General features: G+C 72.0%; 16 protein-coding genes. 4 read left to right on the forward strand and 12 right to left on the reverse strand.

The annotated features are described in order from the left end of the window. Nucleotides 1-2: 2 nt before the first annotated feature. Nucleotides 3-1,124: an AbrB family transcriptional regulator gene (locus tag ACWTPI_RS22375; protein ID WP_454732752.1), complete on the reverse strand. Its 1,122-nt coding sequence runs from the start codon at nucleotides 1,122-1,124 to the stop codon at nucleotides 3-5. Between the two features lie 184 nt (nucleotides 1,125-1,308). Here ACWTPI_RS22375 and ACWTPI_RS22380 point away from each other — a divergent pair, with 184 nt between their 5' ends. The 3 genes from ACWTPI_RS22380 (at nucleotide 1,309) to ACWTPI_RS22390 (ending at nucleotide 5,487) form a co-directional block, all read left to right on the forward strand. Then, nucleotides 1,309-1,821 carry a sigma-70 family RNA polymerase sigma factor gene (locus ACWTPI_RS22380; RefSeq protein ID WP_020204020.1) on the forward strand — a complete coding sequence of 171 codons (513 nt, stop codon included), beginning with the start codon at nucleotides 1,309-1,311 and terminating at the stop codon, nucleotides 1,819-1,821. Further along, entirely contained in the window at nucleotides 1,818-2,858 is a 1,041-nt protein-coding gene (locus ACWTPI_RS22385) for a FecR domain-containing protein (RefSeq protein ID WP_454732753.1), read from the forward strand. Before ACWTPI_RS22380 ends, ACWTPI_RS22385 begins: the two co-directional genes overlap by 4 nt. A 136-nt stretch (nucleotides 2,859-2,994) precedes the next feature. Continuing rightward, the gene (locus ACWTPI_RS22390; protein WP_454740809.1) at nucleotides 2,995-5,487 is read left to right on the forward strand and encodes a TonB-dependent siderophore receptor; all 2,493 of its coding nucleotides are present in this window, start codon (nucleotides 2,995-2,997) and stop codon (nucleotides 5,485-5,487) included. Nucleotides 5,488-5,498: 11 nt separating this feature from the next. On the opposite strand, the gene ACWTPI_RS22395 is transcribed toward ACWTPI_RS22390, so the two are convergent. From ACWTPI_RS22395 to ACWTPI_RS22405, 3 genes are all read right to left on the reverse strand, one after another. Further along, a complete protein-coding gene (locus ACWTPI_RS22395) occupies nucleotides 5,499-6,035 on the reverse strand; it encodes a GAF domain-containing protein (protein WP_454732755.1) in 537 nt (178 codons plus the stop codon). 4 nt (nucleotides 6,036-6,039) lie between these two features. Next, nucleotides 6,040-7,020, reverse strand: a complete 981-nt coding sequence (locus ACWTPI_RS22400) for a Bug family tripartite tricarboxylate transporter substrate binding protein (RefSeq protein ID WP_059415145.1) — start codon at nucleotides 7,018-7,020, stop codon at nucleotides 6,040-6,042. Nucleotides 7,021-7,348: 328 nt separating this feature from the next. Beyond that, nucleotides 7,349-9,178: a gamma-glutamyltransferase family protein gene (locus ACWTPI_RS22405; protein WP_454732756.1), complete on the reverse strand. Its 1,830-nt coding sequence runs from the start codon at nucleotides 9,176-9,178 to the stop codon at nucleotides 7,349-7,351. Nucleotides 9,179-9,332: 154 nt separating this feature from the next. On the opposite strand from ACWTPI_RS22405, the gene ACWTPI_RS22410 reads away from it, so the two are divergent. Beyond that, on the forward strand, nucleotides 9,333-10,280 hold the full coding sequence (locus ACWTPI_RS22410; RefSeq protein ID WP_020204014.1) for a LysR family transcriptional regulator: 948 nt from the start codon (nucleotides 9,333-9,335) through the stop codon (nucleotides 10,278-10,280). 77 nt (nucleotides 10,281-10,357) lie between these two features. On the opposite strand, the gene ACWTPI_RS22415 is transcribed toward ACWTPI_RS22410, so the two are convergent. The 8 genes from ACWTPI_RS22415 to ACWTPI_RS22450 form a co-directional block, all read right to left on the reverse strand. Then, the gene (locus tag ACWTPI_RS22415; RefSeq protein ID WP_454732757.1) at nucleotides 10,358-10,705 is read right to left on the reverse strand and encodes a hypothetical protein; all 348 of its coding nucleotides are present in this window, start codon (nucleotides 10,703-10,705) and stop codon (nucleotides 10,358-10,360) included. A 228-nt stretch (nucleotides 10,706-10,933) separates the two neighbouring features. Beyond that, nucleotides 10,934-11,068 carry a hypothetical protein gene (locus ACWTPI_RS22420; protein WP_020204012.1) on the reverse strand — a complete coding sequence of 45 codons (135 nt, stop codon included), beginning with the start codon at nucleotides 11,066-11,068 and terminating at the stop codon, nucleotides 10,934-10,936. Further along, complete coding sequence (locus ACWTPI_RS22425; protein ID WP_059415207.1) at nucleotides 11,065-11,430, reverse strand: 4Fe-4S dicluster domain-containing protein; 366 nt, start codon at nucleotides 11,428-11,430, stop codon at nucleotides 11,065-11,067. Before ACWTPI_RS22425 ends, ACWTPI_RS22420 begins: the two co-directional genes overlap by 4 nt. Further along, nucleotides 11,427-13,112: an FAD-dependent oxidoreductase gene (locus ACWTPI_RS22430; protein WP_197090448.1), complete on the reverse strand. Its 1,686-nt coding sequence runs from the start codon at nucleotides 13,110-13,112 to the stop codon at nucleotides 11,427-11,429. Before ACWTPI_RS22430 ends, ACWTPI_RS22425 begins: the two co-directional genes overlap by 4 nt. Before the next feature lie 111 nt (nucleotides 13,113-13,223). Beyond that, nucleotides 13,224-13,565, reverse strand: coding sequence for an FKBP-type peptidyl-prolyl cis-trans isomerase (locus ACWTPI_RS22435; protein WP_020204009.1), 342 nt, complete (start codon nucleotides 13,563-13,565; stop codon nucleotides 13,224-13,226). Nucleotides 13,566-13,625: 60 nt separating this feature from the next. Beyond that, on the reverse strand, nucleotides 13,626-14,300 hold the full coding sequence (locus tag ACWTPI_RS22440) for a hypothetical protein (protein WP_454732758.1): 675 nt from the start codon (nucleotides 14,298-14,300) through the stop codon (nucleotides 13,626-13,628). Nucleotides 14,301-14,309: 9 nt separating this feature from the next. Continuing rightward, nucleotides 14,310-15,704, reverse strand: coding sequence for a selenium-binding protein SBP56-related protein (locus ACWTPI_RS22445; protein WP_454732759.1), 1,395 nt, complete (start codon nucleotides 15,702-15,704; stop codon nucleotides 14,310-14,312). A gap of 121 nt (nucleotides 15,705-15,825) precedes the next feature. Beyond that, complete coding sequence (locus tag ACWTPI_RS22450; protein WP_454732760.1) at nucleotides 15,826-16,665, reverse strand: MetQ/NlpA family ABC transporter substrate-binding protein; 840 nt, start codon at nucleotides 16,663-16,665, stop codon at nucleotides 15,826-15,828. Between the last annotated feature and the right edge of the window lie 100 nt (nucleotides 16,666-16,765).

The following is a 16,765-nucleotide window of genomic DNA, read 5'->3' on the forward strand; positions in this document are numbered from 1 at the left end:
GGTCAGGGAAGCGCGGCCGGCCTGCCGGCGCGCCCGGCGAGAAACCTCGCCAGCGGCGGCCCCAGCAGCAGCACCGTCATGAAGCGCAGCATCTGCATGGCCATGACGAACGGCACGTCGACATGGCTGGACGCCGCGATGATGGCCACCGTGTCCGCGCCGCCCGGGCTCATGGCCAGGTAGGCGCTGAGCGGATCGATGCCGGTGGCCGCCACCAGCAGCGCGGCGAGCGCGCCGCACACGCCGACCAGCGCGAGCGTGCAGGCCAGCAGCCGCGGCAGCGCCCTGGCCGCGTGCGCGAGCAGCGGCCGGGTGAAGCGAAAGCCGACGCGCCAGCCGATCACGGCGTAGGCCAGCATCAGCAGCCACGGCGGCAGCTCGAGCCGGAGCCAGCCCTGGTGGCCGAGGTACATGCCGGCGAACAGCGGCAGCAGGAAGGCGCCGGCGCGTATCCGCAGGCGGTGCGCCGCCAGCGGGCCCAGCACCGCCAGCGCGAGCGTGCCGAGCAGCGGCAGCCAGGCGACCGGCGGGAACCAGCCGGTGGCGAGGTGCGCATGGTGCTCGCCCACGCCCCACACCCTGGCCACCACCGCGGCGACCGTGGCCACCACGACCACGCGCAGGTACTGCATGAAGGCCACCAGCGCGGCGTCGCCGCCATACGCCTCGGCCATCACGATCATGGCGGTGGCGGCACCCGGACTCAGCCCCCACAGCGCCGTGGTGCCGGGCAGCACGCGCCGGCGCGTCAGCCACCAGCCCAGCGCGACGCTCGCCGCGATCACCGACGCCGCGCCGGCGGCAAACACCGGCCAGCGCCCGGCCACGGTGCCGTAGAACCACGACGGCAGCATCCTCGCGATCATGCAGCCGATCAGCCCCTGCGACACGAGAAATGCCGCCGGCGCCACGCGCAGGCGCGCCCCGGCGGCGGTCATCACGACGCCGGCCAGCAACGGCCCGAAGAGCCGCGCCGCCGGCAGGCCCAGCCATTCCAGCAGGGCGGCGAGCGCCACGGAAGACCCAGCCAGGGCGGTCCAGCGAAGCGCGTGTCCGGCCTTGCGGGCCGGCGCTCCGGGCGGTCCGGACTTGCCGGGCAGTTCCTGCGTGATGGCGTCGGGCATGTTGGCGCGCTGCTTGCGGGGTGGCGATATGCGAGAATGGACTCGCAAAAGATAGTAGAGGGTGTCCTCGCATAAGTCAATGCGGCCCGCGCCGGCATTGCAGGCCGGTATGCCCTTGGATAGAATTGAAAATAATTCTTATTTGCAATTGATCGGGGGCTCGAGCCCTGCCTGGGAAACCACGATGCCGGCCGCCGCACCTCTCCCGCACCATCGCATCCACGCGCTCTACAGCGACCACCACCGCTGGCTGCAAGGCTGGCTCGGCCGCAAGCTCGGCAATGCCTTCGATGCCGCCGACGTGGCGCAGGACGTATTCATGCGCCTGCTGTCGCGCCCGGCCGCCGACGAATTGCGCGAGCCGCGCGCCTACCTGAGCACCATCGCCCACGGCCTCGTGGTCGAGCGCTGGCGGCGGCGCGAGCTGGAGCAGGCCTGGCTGGAGACGCTGGCCGCGCTGCCCGAGCCCGAGGCGCCGTCGCCCGAGAGCCGGCTGCTGTTCCTGGAAGCGCTGATCGCGGTGGACGCCATGCTCGACAGCCTCAAGCCCAAGGTCCGCACCGCCTTCCTGCTGGCCCAGCTCGACGGGCTGACCTGCCCGCAGATCGCCACGCGCCTGGGCGTGTCGCTGGCGACGGTGGAGCGCTACGTCGCCAGCGCGCTGCGCCACTGCTACCAGCTGCGCTTCCACGCATGAGCGCGGCACGCAGCGCGTCCGCCGGCCTGGCCGCGGCGGCGGAGGCCGCGGAGATTCCCGGCAAGATCGTCGACGAGGCCATCGCCTGGGCGGTGCGCCTCGACTTCAACGTGCCCACGCCGCAGAGCCGCGCCGCTTTCGCCCGCTGGCTGGCGGCCAGCCCGCTGCATGCCGCCGCGTGGGCGCGGGTGCAGTCGCTCAACGCCGATTTCGCGCGGCTGCCGGCGCGGCTCGCGCACGACACGCTGGACGCCGCCGATGCCCTGCGCGGTGCGCGCGCGCGCCGGCGCCGCGACGCCCTGCGCGCGCTGGCCTTCGGCGGCGTGGCGCTGGCGGCGGGATGGTCCGGCTACCGCCACGCGCCGTGGCAGCGCCTGGTGGCCGACTACGCCACCGCCACCGGCGAGCGCCGCACCGTCGCGCTGGCCGACGGCACCGTGATCGTGCTCAACACCGACAGCGCCATCGACGTGTGCATGGACAGCGTGCAGCGCCGCATCGCGCTGCGCCGCGGCGAGATGCTGGTCACTACCGGCCACGACGCGCAGGCGCGCGCGCGGCGGCCGTTCTGGGTCGGCACGCCGTTCGGCGCCATGCAGGCGCTGGGCACGCGCTTCACGGTCCGGCTGTACGAGACCGACGCGCGCATCAGCGTGCAGGAAGGCGCGGTGCAACTGCATCCGGCCAGCGGCGCGCCGGCCGATCCCGGCGCGCCCGTCGTGCATGCGGGGCAGAGCGGCCGGCTCGCCGCCGACGGCGCCTCGCTGGTGCCGGCGCCGGCGGCCGATCCGGCCGGCTGGGTGGATGGCGTGATCGCCGCGCGCGGCATGCGGCTGGACGCGCTGCTGGCCGAGCTGGGGCGCTACCGCGTCGGCCATATCGCCTGCGACGCGCGCGTGGCCGCGCTGCCCGTGTCGGGCGTGTTCCAGCTGGGCGATACCGGCGCCACGCTGCAGTTCCTGGTGCAGACGCTGCCGGTCAGGGTGCGCTTCCTGACGCGCTTCTGGGTCATGGTCGGGCCGGACGGCGCGGTCTGAAGCGCGGCGCGCGGGCAGCGGCGGCGCGCGCCCGAAAAGAAATCGGAAAAAAACTGAGGGGATTGGCGTTCTCGCTCGGCAGACAAGTAGAAGCCCTCTTGCAACCTGCCGTATCCGATCCGCCCGAATCCTGTCGATGACCGCTCCCGCCTCCCGTTTTCCGCGCCTGTCCCGCCGTGTCCGCTCCAACGATGCCACCTTCGCCGCCGGCCGCGCCTTTATCTTGGCGCCGGCCCCGCGCCCGCTGACGCTGGCCCTGCGCGCCGCGCTGCTGGGCCTGGCGCTGGGGAGCGTCGCCGTGCCGCGCATCGCATCCGCGCAGACGGCCACGGCCCAGGCCAATGCCCACGCCTACGGCATCGCTGCCGGCCCGCTGGAGCCCGCGCTGAACCAGTTCGCGCGCGCCGCCGGCATCAACCTCTCGTATGACGCGGCCGCCGTCAGCGGCCTGGCCACGCAAGGCCTGTCGGGCAGCTACGGCATCGAGGCCGGCCTGCGCCGGCTGCTGGACGGCACCGGGCTCGAGGCCGTGCCGCAGGCCGGCAGCGGCTACAGCCTGCGCAAGGCCGTCGCCACCACCGCGGCACCCGCCGCCGTCGGGCCCACGCTGCCCGCCGTGGAGGTGCGCGGCCAGCGCGAGCCGAGCGCGGCCACCGAGGGCAGCGGCAGCTATGGCGCGCGCGCCGTGACGATGTTCGGCAAGGCGCCCGTCGCGCGCAAGGACATTCCCAGCTCGGTCTCGGTGCTGACCCGCCAGCAACTGGACGACCAGGACATCCGCACGCTGCAGGACGCGCTGCTGTACACGCCCGGCCTGACCTCGGTGAACTACGGCGACGGCTCGGCCTATTTCAACGCGCGCGGCTTTCCCGTGAACGTGCAGTACGACGGTATCTCGCTGCTCAACGGCATCCAGTACCAGTCCCAGTTCGACCTCGCCATGTACGACCGCCTCGAAGTCTTCCGCGGCCCCTCCGGCCTGATGGACGGGCAGGGCGCGCTCGGCGGCAGCGTCAACCTGGTGCGCAAGCAGCCCGGCGACAAGTTCCGCTTCGTCAGCGAAACCTCGGTCGGCTCCTGGGCCGCGCTGCGCGAGATGGTGGACGTGACCGGGCCGCTCAACGAGGCCGGCACGCTGCGCGGCCGCGCGGTGGCGGTGGGCAGCAAGAGCAACGGCTTCGTCGACGGCCAGGGCAGCAAGCTCGGGCTGGCCTACGGCGTCATCGAGTACGACCTCACGCCGCGCACCACGGTGTCGCTGTCGGCCGCCTACCAGGTCAACCCGCTCGACGATTTCGACTACGGCGTGGGCGTCGACACCAGCGGCACGCCCGTGACCGGCCCGCGCGGCCGCTCGCAGAACTACGGGCCGGGCTGGAACACTTCCTACCAGTCGATGCAGGAAGTCAACGGCGCGGTGACGCACCGCTTCGACAACGGCTGGAAGTCGCAGACCACGCTGTACTACCGCCATGCGCTGAGCCGCGGCACGTATGCCTACGCCGCCACGCCGCAGGCGGGCACCGGCCTGGCGGACTATTTCGGGCAGGGGCAGCGCAACACCAACGAGTGGCTGGGCTTCGACTCCAGCGTGTCGGGCACCGTGAAGCTGTTCGGCCGCGAGCATCACCTGCTGTTCGGCGCCAACTATTCGTCGCTGTGGCAGGACAGCCTCAACACCTATGCCGACCTCGGCACGCACGACATCTTCAACCCGGTCATCCCCGCGCCCGACCTGAGCCATTTCGACGACGGCACCGACACCCGCACCATCCAGTACGGCATGTACGGCCAGGCCCGGCTGCAGGTGCTCGAGCCGCTGTCGCTGGTGCTGGGCGGGCGCGAGGTCTGGTTCCAGCAGAAGACCCGCGCCGTGCTGCCGGCGCCGGGCGGCGACTGGAGCGTGGCCGCGTCGGAGGAGCACAAGTTCATTCCGTATGCCGGGCTGGTCTACAGCATCACGCCGCAACTGTCGGCCTACACCAGCTACGCCAAGATCTTCTCGCCGCAGACCCAGACCACCTTCAGCGGCGGCGCGCTGCCGCCGTTCTCCGGCGAGCAGTACGAGGCGGGGCTGAAAGCCGCCTTCCTCGACGGCCGCCTGAACGCGTCGGTGGCGGCCTTCCGCATCAACGGCAGCGACCTCGCGGTGGCCGACCAGGACCACCCGACCGGCTCGGTGGCCAGCGGCGCGGTGCGCAGCCAGGGCTGGGAGGCCGAGCTTGCCGGCACGCCGCTGCCCAACTGGAACCTCTCGGCCGGCTACACGCTGCTGAACACGCGCTACACCTCCAGCCCCACGCTGCAGGGCAGCGCTTACGACGCCGAGGAGCCGCGCCACCTGTTCAAGCTGGCCACCAGCTACCGGCTTTCGTCCGGGCCGCTGGCCGGCACCTTCCTCGGCGCCAGCATGCTGGCGCAAAGCGGCACCACGCGCGGCTACTGGGCGCAGGGCGGCTACGCGCTGTTCAACGCGCGCGTGGGCTATCGCTTCAACCGCCACGTGGAGGCTTTCCTGGCGCTCAACAACATCGCCGACCGCCACTACTACGCGCGCGTGCCCAACTCCTTCTTCGGCGAGTTCGGCGCGCCGCGCAACGTCACCGCGACGCTGCGCCTGACGTACTGAGGCGCGGCGTTTCAGTCCGCCCGGCTCGCCGCCGCCGCCGCTGCCACTACCGCCGGCGTGGCCATCTGCGCCAGCATGCGCAGCGTCGCCACCTCGCCCGGCGCCCACGCGGCGCGCGCCGCCAGGAAATTGAAGGTGCCCACGCATTGCCCGCGCTCGCACACCGGCACGTTGACCACGGCGGACAGGCCCAGCGCGCGGATCACTGCGATGTCGTCGAACACGGCGGCCAGCGCGTGGTCGCCCTCGCCGACGAAGACCTCGCCCTGGCCCAGCAACTGGCGCGACCACGGGGAATCGGGCTTGTGCTTGCGGCCGCCGACGGGATAGGCGGCGGGGTCGGAGGACCACAGCCGCTCCACCTCGGCGCTGTCGCGCCGCCATGCGTTGATGGTCAGCAGGCCCGGGCCGAGCAGCGCCGCGGTGGCGCTGCCGATCGCATCGAAGGCGGCGGCGGGCGCGTCCGCGCGCGCCAGCTGGCCGCACAGCGCGTCCAGCACGGCGGCCGGCAGCGTCACGCGGGCCGCGTCGGAAATGAGGCCGCTCACGTCCTTATTCCGCCTTGATGCCCAGCTCGCGGATCAGCTTGCCGTAGCGGTCCGCGTCGCGGCGCAGGATGGTGGCGAACTGCTGCGGCGTGGAGGTGGCGGTTTCCACGCCGATGGCGTTCATCTTTTCCTTCACCTCGGGCAGCGACATGATCCGGTTGATTTCCTGGTTCAGGCGCGTCACCAGCGCGGGCGGCATGCCGGCCGGGCCGAAGGCGCCGTACCAGACCGACAGTTCATAACCGGGCACGGTCTCGGCCACGGTCGGCACGTTGGGCAGCAGCGGCGAGCGCTTGCTCTCGGTGACGGCGAGCAGGCGCAGCTTGCCGGCCTTCACGTGGGTCAGCGTCTGCGTGCCGGCGGAGAACAGCAGCTGGGTCTGCCCGGCCACGGTGTCCACCACCGCCGGCGCGCCGCCCTTGTACGGCACGTGCAGCATCTGCACGCCGGCCATCTTCTCGAACAGCACGGCGCTCAGGTGGTTGGTGGAGCCGGCGCCGGCGCTGGCGTAGGCCAGCTTGCCCGGGTTGGCGCGCGCGTAGGCGATCAGTTCCTTGACGTTGTGCGCCGGCACCGAGGGATGGATCACCATCGTGTTGGTGACGTAGGCGAGCAGGCCCAGCGGCGTGAAGTCCTCCACGCCGCGGAACGGCATGTTGGGCATCAGCGCCGGGTTCATCGCGTGCGTGCTCATGGAGCCGACCAGCAGCGTATAGCCGTCGGGCTTGGCGCGCGCCACCGCGGCGGAGCCGATGTTGCCCGAGGCGCCCGGCTTGTTGTCGACGATCACCGGCTGGCCCAGCGAGCGCGTCAACTGCTCGGACAGCACGCGCGCCAGGATGTCGGTGGAGCCGCCGGCGGCCCACGGCACGATCAGCGTGATGGGTTTCTGCGGATAGGCATCCGCCGCGCCCGCGCCCGACGCGGCGCACAACAGCGAGAACGCGGCAAGGCCCAGCAGGCAGCGCTTGAGTACGGCTTTCATGTCTTCAACTCTCCGATGGCGATGCGGGCCGCGCGGGGCGGCCCGGTTTTGATTGGTGTGGTCCGGCGGCGGCTGCACGCCGGCTTGCGTCTCCTTGTCCTGCTTATTGGCTGCATGCCTGGCAGGGCGATGCATTGCTCCCCGTCTCCATCGCGTGGGCGCAGAGCACGGTTCCGGCAGCGCGAGGCCCGTCGGCAATGCCGCGGGAGTTAGCCTCTCGCGTCGGCCTCTCGCTTGTGGCGGCCCCTCTCCCATTGCATGGGAGAGGGGCGCGATACGTCGCCGGTTGTCGCCGGTTCAGCGCCTATCCTGCTTCTTGCCGCTGCGCCTAGCGTCCCACCGCGTATCCCTGCATGCCGCGCGCGTTGGCGCCGGCGCGCAGCACCAGCCGCCCCTGCGCGTCGCGCTCGCGCGTGCAGGCGGACATGCGGCCTTCCGACCACGGCTCGCCGACCCTCACCTCGTGGCCGCGCGCGCGCAGTTCGGCGATGGTTTCTTCGGGCAGGCGCGACTCCACGCTCAGGCGGTTGAGCACCACCGAGCGTGGCCAGAACGAGCCGGGGAAATGGTCGATGTGCCAGGCCGGCGCGTCGATGGCTTCCTGCAGGTTCATGCCGTGCACCGCGTGGCGCAGGAAGAACGCCACCGACCACTGGTCCTGCTGGTCGCCGCCGGGCGTGCCGAACACCATGTAGGGCTCGCCGTCGCGCAGCGCCAGCGACGGCGACAGCGTGGTGCAGGGGCGCTTGCCCGGCGCCAGCGTGTTGGGCAGGCCCGGCTCCAGCCAGGTCATCTGCAGGCGCGTGTTGAGCGCGAAGCCGAGCGCCGGGATCACCGGGCTGGACGACAGCCAGCCGCCCGACGGCGTGGCCGCGACCATGTTGCCGTGGCGGTCGATCACGTCGATGTGGCAGGTGTCGCCGACGAAGATCTCGCGCTCGGCCCATTCCGTCACCGGCGGCATCGCCGCGAAGGTGGGCTCGCCCACGCCGAAGCGCACGTCGGCATCGCGCAGCGTGCGCTCGGCCGCGCCCAGGTCGGGCAGGCGCGGCGCGCGGCCGTCCACCGTGCCGGCGCGGATCTCCAGCGAGGCCTGCTGGCCGATCAGCTGCGCGCGCGCGGCCAGGTAGCCGGCTTCGAGCAGGCCGGGCAGCGGCGCGTCGCCGAAGCGCGGGTCGCCGTACCAGGCCAGGCGGTCGGCCATCGCGAGCTTGGCCGCCTCCGCGATGCGGTGCACGAACTCCGGCGAGGTGGGCGCGTGGGCCGCCAGGTCGGCGTGCCGCAGCATGCCGAGCTGCTGCAGGAAGGCCGGGCCCTGGCTCCAGATGCCGCACTTGGCCACCGTGTAGCGGCCGAAGTCCAGCGTGGCCGGGGCTTCCACGGTCGGCGCCCAGCTGGCCATGTCGTCGAGGCGCAGCAGGCCCTTGTGGCGCTCGCCGGTGGTGTCGCGCACCGCCTGCGTGCGGCAGAATTCGTCGATCTCCCGGGCCACGAAGCCGCGGTACCAGCACGCCATCGCGGCGTCGATCTGCTGCTCGCGCGTGCCGCCGGCGGCCGCGGCCGTCTCCAGGATGCGCGTGTAGGTGCGCGCCACGCCCGGCGTGGCATGCAGGGTGCCGGGGCGCGGCACGCGGCCGCCCGGCAGCCACACCTCGGCCGAGCTGTGCCACTCCTGCTGGAACAGCTCGCGCACCGCCAGGATCGCCTGCGAGATGCGCGGCACCAGCGGGAAGCCGTGGCGCGCGTAGGCGATGGCGGGAGCCAGCACGTCGGCCAGTTCCCAGGTGCCGTAGTCGCGCAGCATGGTCAGCCAGGCGCCGAAGGCACCCGGCACGGTGGCCGGCAGCAGGCCGATGCCGGGCACCAGGTCCAGCCCCCTGGCGCGCATCGCGGCGGGGTCCGCCAGCGCCGGCGCCGGGCCCTGCCCGCAGATCGAGCGCACCGCGCGCTCGCGCTCGCTCCACAGCAGGATCGGCACCTCGCCGCCGGGGCCGTTCAGGTGCGGCTCCACCACCTGCAGCACGAAGCCGCCCGCCACCGCCGCGTCGAAGGCGTTGCCGCCGCGCTCCAGCACGCTCATGGCGGTCTGCGAGGCCAGCCAGTGGGTGGACGAGGCCACGCCGAAGGTGCCGACGATTTCCGGGCGGGTGGTGAACATGGGGACTCCGTGAAGGATCGGTGACAAGGAAGGGCTGAACGCCAGTATAAGAGTCCTGAATAACCGTTTGCAGCCGAATAATTATTGTTGTATGAAGGTTCGGTTATACAAAGAACGACCCGCGGAACACTCCGCAGAACGCACCGGACCCGCCATGCCATCCGCCGACAAGCTCCAGCACAACCTGATTTCCCGCCTGCGGCTCAAGCACCTCGCGCTGCTGCTGGCGCTGGACCGGCAGCGCTCGGTCTCGCGCGTGGCGGCCGAGATGGGGCTGTCCCAGCCCGCCGTGACCAAGGCGCTGCGCGAGATCGAGGAGATCTTCATGGTGCCGCTGTTCGCGCGCTCGCGGCGCGGGCTGGAGCCCACCGACACGGGCGCGGCGGTGCTGGTCCACGCGCGCCTGGCGATGGCCGACACCGAGGCGCTGGGCCGCGAGCTGGCCGTGATCGGCGCCGGGCTGCACGGGCGGCTGCGCATCGGCGTGATTCCCTACGTGGCGCCGGTGGTGCTGGACGCGGCCTGCTCGCACGGCCTGCGCCAGCAGCCGCGCGCGGCGGTGGTGGTGCGCGAGGGCACCACCGACGAACTGGTGGCGGCGCTGCGCGCGCACGAGCTGGATTGCGTGATCGCGCGCTCCTTTTATGCGCCCGGCGACGACATCGTGCAGGCGCCGCTGTACCGGGAGGAGCCGGCGCTGGTGGTGCCGACCGCGGCGGCGGCGCGGCTGGCGCGCGGCAAGCTTGACTGGCAGCGCCTGGCCGCGCTGGACTGGATCCTGCCGCCCGGGCACACGCCGATCCGGCGCACCGTCAACACGCTGTTCGCCACCGCCGGCGCGGTGCCGCCCACGCCGATGGTGGAGACCTACTCGATCAAGACCATCGCCACGCTGCTGCGCACCCAGCCGCGCGCCATCACCATCGTGCCGCGCGGGGTGGCGGCCGAGCTGGCCGCCACCGGTGCCGCCGCGGTGTTGCCGCACACGCTGACCTGGGACCTGCCGGCGGTCGGCGCGATGTGGCTGCGCCGCGCCGGGCAGAGCGAGCCGCTGCTGGCGCTGGTGCGCGCGCTGCAACTGGCGGTCCCGCAGCGGGAGTGAATCCGGCCCGCCAAAAGAAAAACGGCGCCGGGATCAGCCGGCGCCGCGGGCGCGATGGAAGCGGCGGGTGGTCCGCATCAGGCGTTGGCGCCTTCGGTGTACGGGTCGGCCTTGCCGCTGCGGGCGCCTTCGGTGTACGGGTCGAAGCCGCGGGCCGGCGTGGCCGAGACGCCGCTGCGGTCGAGGCCGGCGACGCGGGCGCCGTCGGTGAACGGATCGGCCTTGCCGCTGCGGGCGCCGTCGGTGAAGGTGTCGTGCGTGCGGAAGTCGTAGCCGTACTGGTCGGCCGGGACGGTGCTGCGGAAGTTGTAGCCGTACTTGTCGCCGGCCTGCAGGTCACGGGCGGAAGCGGCCTGCGCGGCGCCGATGGCGGCCAGCGAGAGCACGAGGGCGGAAGCGAGCTTGAGGGCGAAGGTCTTGGTCATGATGGGCTCCAGTATCTGAAAATTCGTTGAATTTCGTTGATTGTTCGTCTGCATCTGCCAGGACGCCGCCGCTGCGCTACTGCTTGTTGCTGCTTGCTGCTGCTTGTTTGCGCGCCGTCCATGTGACGAACTATAGAAGAGCCACCAAAGCCCGGGACCGTGCTTATCCGAATTTATCGTTCAGAATTTTTGAATATAAATTTGCGGGGCAGGACACCGGGCGCGGCGTCAGTGCCCGGCATCGTCCTTGCCGGCCGGTTCCTTCTCCTTGTCGCCGCGCGGCGGGTAGAGCGGATGCCGCAAGGCCGCGTAGACCAGCACCACGGCGGCGATGGCGGTGATCCAGTCGAGCAGGTCTTTCATGGCGCGCTGCGCTTGCCGCCGGCGCGCGGCGCCGGGCGCACCAGCGCGAGCAGCGCGTGGCTGCCGTCCTGCGCGGCGGTCGGCGCGCGCCCCTTGCCCCAGCCCACCGCCGCGCGGTAGCTGCCGGCGTGGCGCGGCGGCTCCGCCGCGGCGTGGTCGGGCGGCTGGCAGGCATCGGCCAGCGGCGCCACATAGAGCGCGTCCTCGGGGCAATACAGCTCGCACATGAAGCAGGTCTGGCAGTCCCGCTGCCGCGCGATCGCGGGGATCTTGCCGGGCACGATGGCGAACACGTTGGTCGGACAGACCCGCACGCAGATATTGCAGCCCGTGCAGCGCGCGCCGTTGAGCAGCTCGATCATGCCGCGGCTCTCCATGCTGGCTTCGGGCCTTCCTGCCGCTCCTGCGGCGGCGCGTCGCGCACGGCCTCGCGCGCGGTCCACACTTCGTCGAGGCCGCCGCTGACGAGGCGGTAGCGCTGGCCCGCGTCGAGCTCCGGATGGTCGGTGCGCCGGTGCATGCCGCGCGTTTCCGTGCGCGCCAGCGCGCTGCGGTACATCCAGCGCGCGGTGGCCAGCATGGCGGTGGCTTCGCGCGCGCGCAGCGCCTGCGCGTCGTCGCGCGGCGGCGCGTAGCGGCTCCACGTGCGCCAGAGCGCGTCGAGGCGCGCGAGCGAGGCGGAAAGCGTGTCGCCGTCGCGGAACCAGTTGCGCGCGTAGGGAAAGACTTCGGCCTGCACGGCGTCCACCAGCGCCTGGGGATCGGGCGCGGCCTGCGCGCCCTCGTCGGGGCTGCCGCCGGCGCCGCGCAGGTCTTCCGCGCCGTGCGCGCCCGCGCCTTGCGCGAAGGCCGCCGCGCCTTCGCCGGCCCACCAGCCGGACGACAGCGCCCAGGCCGCGTTGTGGCTGCCGCCGCCGGTGAAGCCGCCGCAGATCAGCTCGCGCGTGGCCGCGTCGCCGGCCGCGTACAGGCCGGGCACGCCGGTGGCGCACTGCGCGTCGGCGATGCGCAGGCCGCCGGTGCCGCGCACGGTGCCTTCCAGGCGCAGCGTGACCGGAAAGCGCTGCGTGAAGGGATCGATGCCGAGCCGGTCGAACGGCAGGAAGAAGTTGGGCTGCGCGCTGCGCATCCAGGCGCGCACGCGGGCGTCGGCGCGGTCCAGGCGCGCATGCACGGCCTGCGTCTGCAAGGCGCGCGCGATCACGCCGCGGCCATGCGCGGAGCCGGCGCCTTCCAGCACCTGGCCCTGCGCGTCGTAGAACGTGGCCCACTGGTAGAACAGCGACTTGGTGACGGAGGCGAACGCGGGGCCGAGCCCGTAGGCGTTGGAGAACTCCATGCCCGACAGCTCGGCGCCGGCCTCGGCGGCCATCAGGTGGCCTTCGCCGGTGAGCACGTTGCAGCCCAGCGCGCGGCTCAGGAACGCGCAGCCGCCGGTGGCGATCACCACCGCGCCGGCGCGCACGCGCCATTGCGCGGCCTGGCCGGCGCGCGGCTGGCGGCGCAGGCCGCGCGCGCCGCTCACCCGGCCGCCGTCGTCCACCAGCAGTTCCAGCGCGGGGCTGTGGTCGAGGATGCGCCCGCCCGCGGCCTTCACGCGCCGGCGCATCAGCCGCATGTATTCGGGCCCCTGCAGCGAGATGCGCTGGCTTTGCCCGTGCTCGTCCTGCGGGAACGGGTAGCCCCATTCGGCCAGCCGTTCCAGCCCGGCGTGGGTGCGGTCCAGCACGCGGTCCATCCAGGCCGGCTCCGCCAGCTCGCCGCCCAGCGTGTAGCGGCTGGCCCTGGCCGCCGCGCGCGCGGCCGGGTCGGGCGCGACGTGCCAGATCGCCGTGCCGGCCGCCGCGGTGGCGCCGGAAGCGCCGCAATAGCCCTTGTCGGCCAGCACCACGCGCGCGCCGCGCTCGGCCGCGGCCACGGCCGCCCAGGTGCCGGCGGGGCCGCCGCCGATGACCAGCACGTCGGTGTCCAGCCAATCGGCGTTCGGCGGGGCGGTGTCCAGCGGGGCGGGTGCGGCGCGCGGCTCGCGCGGGCGGGATGGCATGCGGCGGTCCTCCGGGGCGGTGGCATAGCGGATGTATCGGATGACAGTAGCCACGGCGCGCCGCGCGCACAACGAAGGATTGGTGAAAACCTTATACGGTTGGCGGCGCGCTCAGTCGTCGCGCGTCAGCACCTCCAGCAGCGCGATCTCGAACACCAGGTTCGAATTCGGCTTGATGTGCTCGCCCACCTGCCGCTCGCCGTAGGCGAGGTGCGCGGGAACGGACAGCCGGCGCCTGCCGCCGGTCCGCATGCCCATCAGGCCGATGTCCCAGCCCTTGATGACGCGGCCGGTGCCGATCACGCACTGGAACGGCTTGCCGCGCTCGTGGGAGGAATCGAACATGGTGCCGTCCTCCAGGTAGCCGGTGTACTCGGTGGTGATGAGGGCGCCCTTGACGACCGCCTTGCCGGTGCCGGGTTCGATGTCTTCGATCTTCAGTTCGGTGCTCATTGCGTTGTCTGGTTGGGTTGTGCTTTGCGTGTCTGGCGTGTGGTGCGCGATGGTACCCGCTCAGTGGCCGGACGCGAACAGCAGCCACGTGCCGCAGGCCAGCAGCGCGGCGGTCCATACGCGGTCGAGGTTGAGCCAGCCGGTGCGCAGGAAGGCCACGCCGAGGCGGTCGTACACCAGCAGCGCCACGGTGCCGATGGCCAGCAGCATGGCCAGCGTGTGCAGGCCCAGCGCCAGCAGCGCCGGCACCAGCGCGCCGCCGCCGGGCGCCGCGGCGGCGCACAGCGGCAGCATCACCGGCACCAGCATCAGCCCGGCGCCGTGCGCGCCGGCCATCAGGAACGACCACAGCGCCAGCCCCGCCATGCCGGCCTGCATGCCCACGCGCGGGTGGCGGCGGTGGCCGCGCAGCGCGTGCCACGCGGCCCAGCCGATCAGCGCGACGCCGCCGATGCGCGCCATCCACGCCGGGTCCAGCAGGCTGCCGAGCGTGAGCGCGGCGGCCAGCACCAGCGCGACCGCCAGCGCATGGCCCAGCGCGATCGGCAGCAGCGCCAGCAGCACCACCTTGCGCCGTCCGCGATGCAGCCCGAGCGCGACCGCGAACAGCCAGCCCATCGCCGGGTTGATGCCGTGGAACAGGCCCAGCGCGGCAATCGCCAGCCACGGCCACCAGAGCGGCCACAGCGCCGCCCATTGCGCGGCGAGATGGGTATCCAGCGCGGCTCCGGGCATGGCGCGCCGCTACGGGTAGCAGTACGAGTCGGACGAGCAGTCGCCACCCTGCAGCCGCACCTGGTGCGGCCGGTGGCCGGCCGGCCAGCGCAGGAAGAAGCGCGGGTCGAAGGCGATGCCGCCCTCGGGCGCGGCGTCGAGCTTGACCATCCAGCCGTCGATGCCTTCCGGGTAGAACTGCGCGTCCACTGCGCCGTACAGCGAGTTGGTGAAATAGACGCGGCGGCCGTCGCGGCTCACCTCCACCATCTGCGGGCCGCCGTTGAGCGCGGCGCCGCCCGCGCCCGGGTGCGTGGCGCGCGAGACGATGCCGCCGATGCGCACGCGCCCGGTCTGCTGCGGCGCGAACGGGTCGGAGACGTCGTATTGCAGCAGGTCGCCGGTGCCCCAGCACGAGACGTAGAGGAAGCGGTCGTCCATCGACAGATCGATGTCGCTCACCAGCGGCGGCACCGCCTTGAAGCCCTTGAGGATGGGCGGCAGCAGGTCCGGGTCGGCGGGTTCGGCCGGGATCTCGATGATCTTGCGCACGGCCCATCTGTCGCCGTCGCGGTACCAGGTCCAGATCGACGAGGACAGGTCCTTGAGGCTGATGACGCAGTTGACGAAGCCGTAGGCCCGGGTCGGGTCGTGCGCGGGGCGCAGCTCGAACACCAGCTGGTGCTCCTCGCCGAAGTCGATCTCCTGCAGGTGCCTGCGCTTGTTGAGGTCCCAGAAATGCAGGCGCCGGCCGTAGCGCGAGCCGAGCAGGATCTCGGGCACCAGGCCGTCCTCGAACATGTCCGGCGTGCCCCATTCGCTGGTCACCAGCGTGTCGTAGCCGAGATGCCACCAGCCGTCATAGGCGAACTGCTGCGGGCCGCGCTCCACTTCCCACTGGCCGAGCGGCTCGAAGCTTTCCTGGTCCAGCAGCATGATGCCGCCCGGCCCCTTGCCCGCGCCGTTGCCGAGCGCCGTGATGTAGATGCCGGCGGGGCCGCAGTGCACGGTGTGCGGGCGCGTGTAGCCGGTGCGCTCGGCCAGCTCGCCGGGCTCGATCACCTTGACGATGACGGGGTGCAGCGGATCGGGCTTGGTGTCGAGGATGTAGACGCGCGAGGAGCGCAGGCCCGGCACCACCAGGTAGCGCCGCTCCATGTGCGGGTGCGGCGCGTTCGGGCACAGGCAGGAGGAACAGGCGTTCCAGCCGAAGTGATGCAGCTCGTCGCCGGTGTGCGGCATGGCCACCCGGCCGACGATGGTGGCGTAGGCGGGCGAGGCCGGGTCCGTGTTCACCACGGCGATGCCGTCGGGCTGGCTGCGCGTGGGATCGAACATCGCCACGTAGGCGAGGGATTCGGGCGGTGCCTTCGCCGCCAGGCGCGGCGACGGGTAAAAGCTCGGATCGGGCTTCCAGGTTGCCATGATGTGCCTCCTTGTATGCCTTGTACGGCTCGCATGCCTTGCCCCACCGGCTATCGCGGCTTTGTACTATAGGACACATCGGCGGGATCGGCCGGCCCCCGGCGGGGCGGCCCGGCACCGCTCAGAAGGCCGGGATCAGCGAGCCCTTGAACTCGGTCTCGATGAACCGGCGCACTTCCTCCGACTGGTAGGCCTTCACCAGCTTCTTCACCCACGGCTTGTCCTTGTCCTCGGCGCGCGTGGCGATCAGGTTGGCGTAGGGGCCGCGCGCGTCTTCCACCGCGATGGTGTCGCGCTGCAGCGAGAGGCCGGCGCGATAGGCATAGTCGTTGTTGATCGAGGCGGCGGCGAGGTCGTCGAGCGCGCGCGGCAGTTGCGCGGCGTCGAGCTCGATCAGCTTGAGCTTCTTCGGGTTCTCCACCACGTCGAGCGGGGTGGCGTTGACGCCGTTCTCGCCCACGCCCGGCTTGAGCTTGATGAGCCCGGCCTTCTGCAACAGCAGCAGCGCGCGGTTGCCGTTGGACGGATCGTTCTGGATGCCGATGCGCGCGCCCTGCGGCAGTTGCGCGACCGACTTGTAGGCCCTGGAGTAGATACCCAGCGGCGCGGTCAGCGTCAGGCCCACCGGCACGATCTTGTAGCCGCGCGCCTTGATCTGGCTGTCGAGGAAGGGCTTGTGCTGGAAGGCGTTGGCGTCGAGGTCGCCGGCGGCGAGCGCCTCGTTGGGCTGCAGGTAGTCGCTGAAGGTGATGACCTGGATGTCCAGGCCGTCGCGCGCGGCGACCTTGCGCACCACCTCGAAGGTCTGTTCGGCATTGCCGACCGAGACGCCGACCTTGATCTTCGTTTTTTCCTGCGCTTGCGCTTGCGCTTGCGCTTGCGCCTGCGTTTGTGCCTGCGCGGCGCCGGCGCCGAATGCCATCGCCAGTGCCGCCAGCGCGGCCGCGTGCCATCGTTTCATGGTCCCGTTCCCAGGCTGTTGCGTGGCCGCCAAGTATAGGAACGGCACGACGCCGCGCGAACTGATGGTTTCGTCTTAGCTTAGAACGGGGCGGGGCAAT

Source organism: Cupriavidus ulmosensis (assembly GCF_977008105.1).

Coding starts and splice junctions, on each gene's coding strand:
- ACWTPI_RS22375 (WP_454732752.1), bottom strand. CDS start 1,124: ATGCCCGACGCCATCACGCAGGAACTGCCCGGCAAGTCCGGACCGCCC.
- ACWTPI_RS22380 (WP_020204020.1), top strand. CDS start 1,309: ATGCCGGCCGCCGCACCTCTCCCGCACCATCGCATCCACGCGCTCTAC.
- ACWTPI_RS22385 (WP_454732753.1), top strand. CDS start 1,818: ATGAGCGCGGCACGCAGCGCGTCCGCCGGCCTGGCCGCGGCGGCGGAG.
- ACWTPI_RS22390 (WP_454740809.1), top strand. CDS start 2,995: ATGACCGCTCCCGCCTCCCGTTTTCCGCGCCTGTCCCGCCGTGTCCGC.
- ACWTPI_RS22400 (WP_059415145.1), bottom strand. CDS start 7,020: ATGAAAGCCGTACTCAAGCGCTGCCTGCTGGGCCTTGCCGCGTTCTCG.
- ACWTPI_RS22405 (WP_454732756.1), bottom strand. CDS start 9,178: ATGTTCACCACCCGCCCGGAAATCGTCGGCACCTTCGGCGTGGCCTCG.
- ACWTPI_RS22410 (WP_020204014.1), top strand. CDS start 9,333: ATGCCATCCGCCGACAAGCTCCAGCACAACCTGATTTCCCGCCTGCGG.
- ACWTPI_RS22415 (WP_454732757.1), bottom strand. CDS start 10,705: ATGACCAAGACCTTCGCCCTCAAGCTCGCTTCCGCCCTCGTGCTCTCG.
- ACWTPI_RS22420 (WP_020204012.1), bottom strand. CDS start 11,068: ATGAAAGACCTGCTCGACTGGATCACCGCCATCGCCGCCGTGGTGCTG.
- ACWTPI_RS22425 (WP_059415207.1), bottom strand. CDS start 11,430: ATGATCGAGCTGCTCAACGGCGCGCGCTGCACGGGCTGCAATATCTGC.
- ACWTPI_RS22430 (WP_197090448.1), bottom strand. CDS start 13,112: ATGCCATCCCGCCCGCGCGAGCCGCGCGCCGCACCCGCCCCGCTGGAC.
- ACWTPI_RS22435 (WP_020204009.1), bottom strand. CDS start 13,565: ATGAGCACCGAACTGAAGATCGAAGACATCGAACCCGGCACCGGCAAG.
- ACWTPI_RS22440 (WP_454732758.1), bottom strand. CDS start 14,300: ATGCCCGGAGCCGCGCTGGATACCCATCTCGCCGCGCAATGGGCGGCG.
- ACWTPI_RS22445 (WP_454732759.1), bottom strand. CDS start 15,704: ATGGCAACCTGGAAGCCCGATCCGAGCTTTTACCCGTCGCCGCGCCTG.
- ACWTPI_RS22450 (WP_454732760.1), bottom strand. CDS start 16,665: ATGAAACGATGGCACGCGGCCGCGCTGGCGGCACTGGCGATGGCATTC.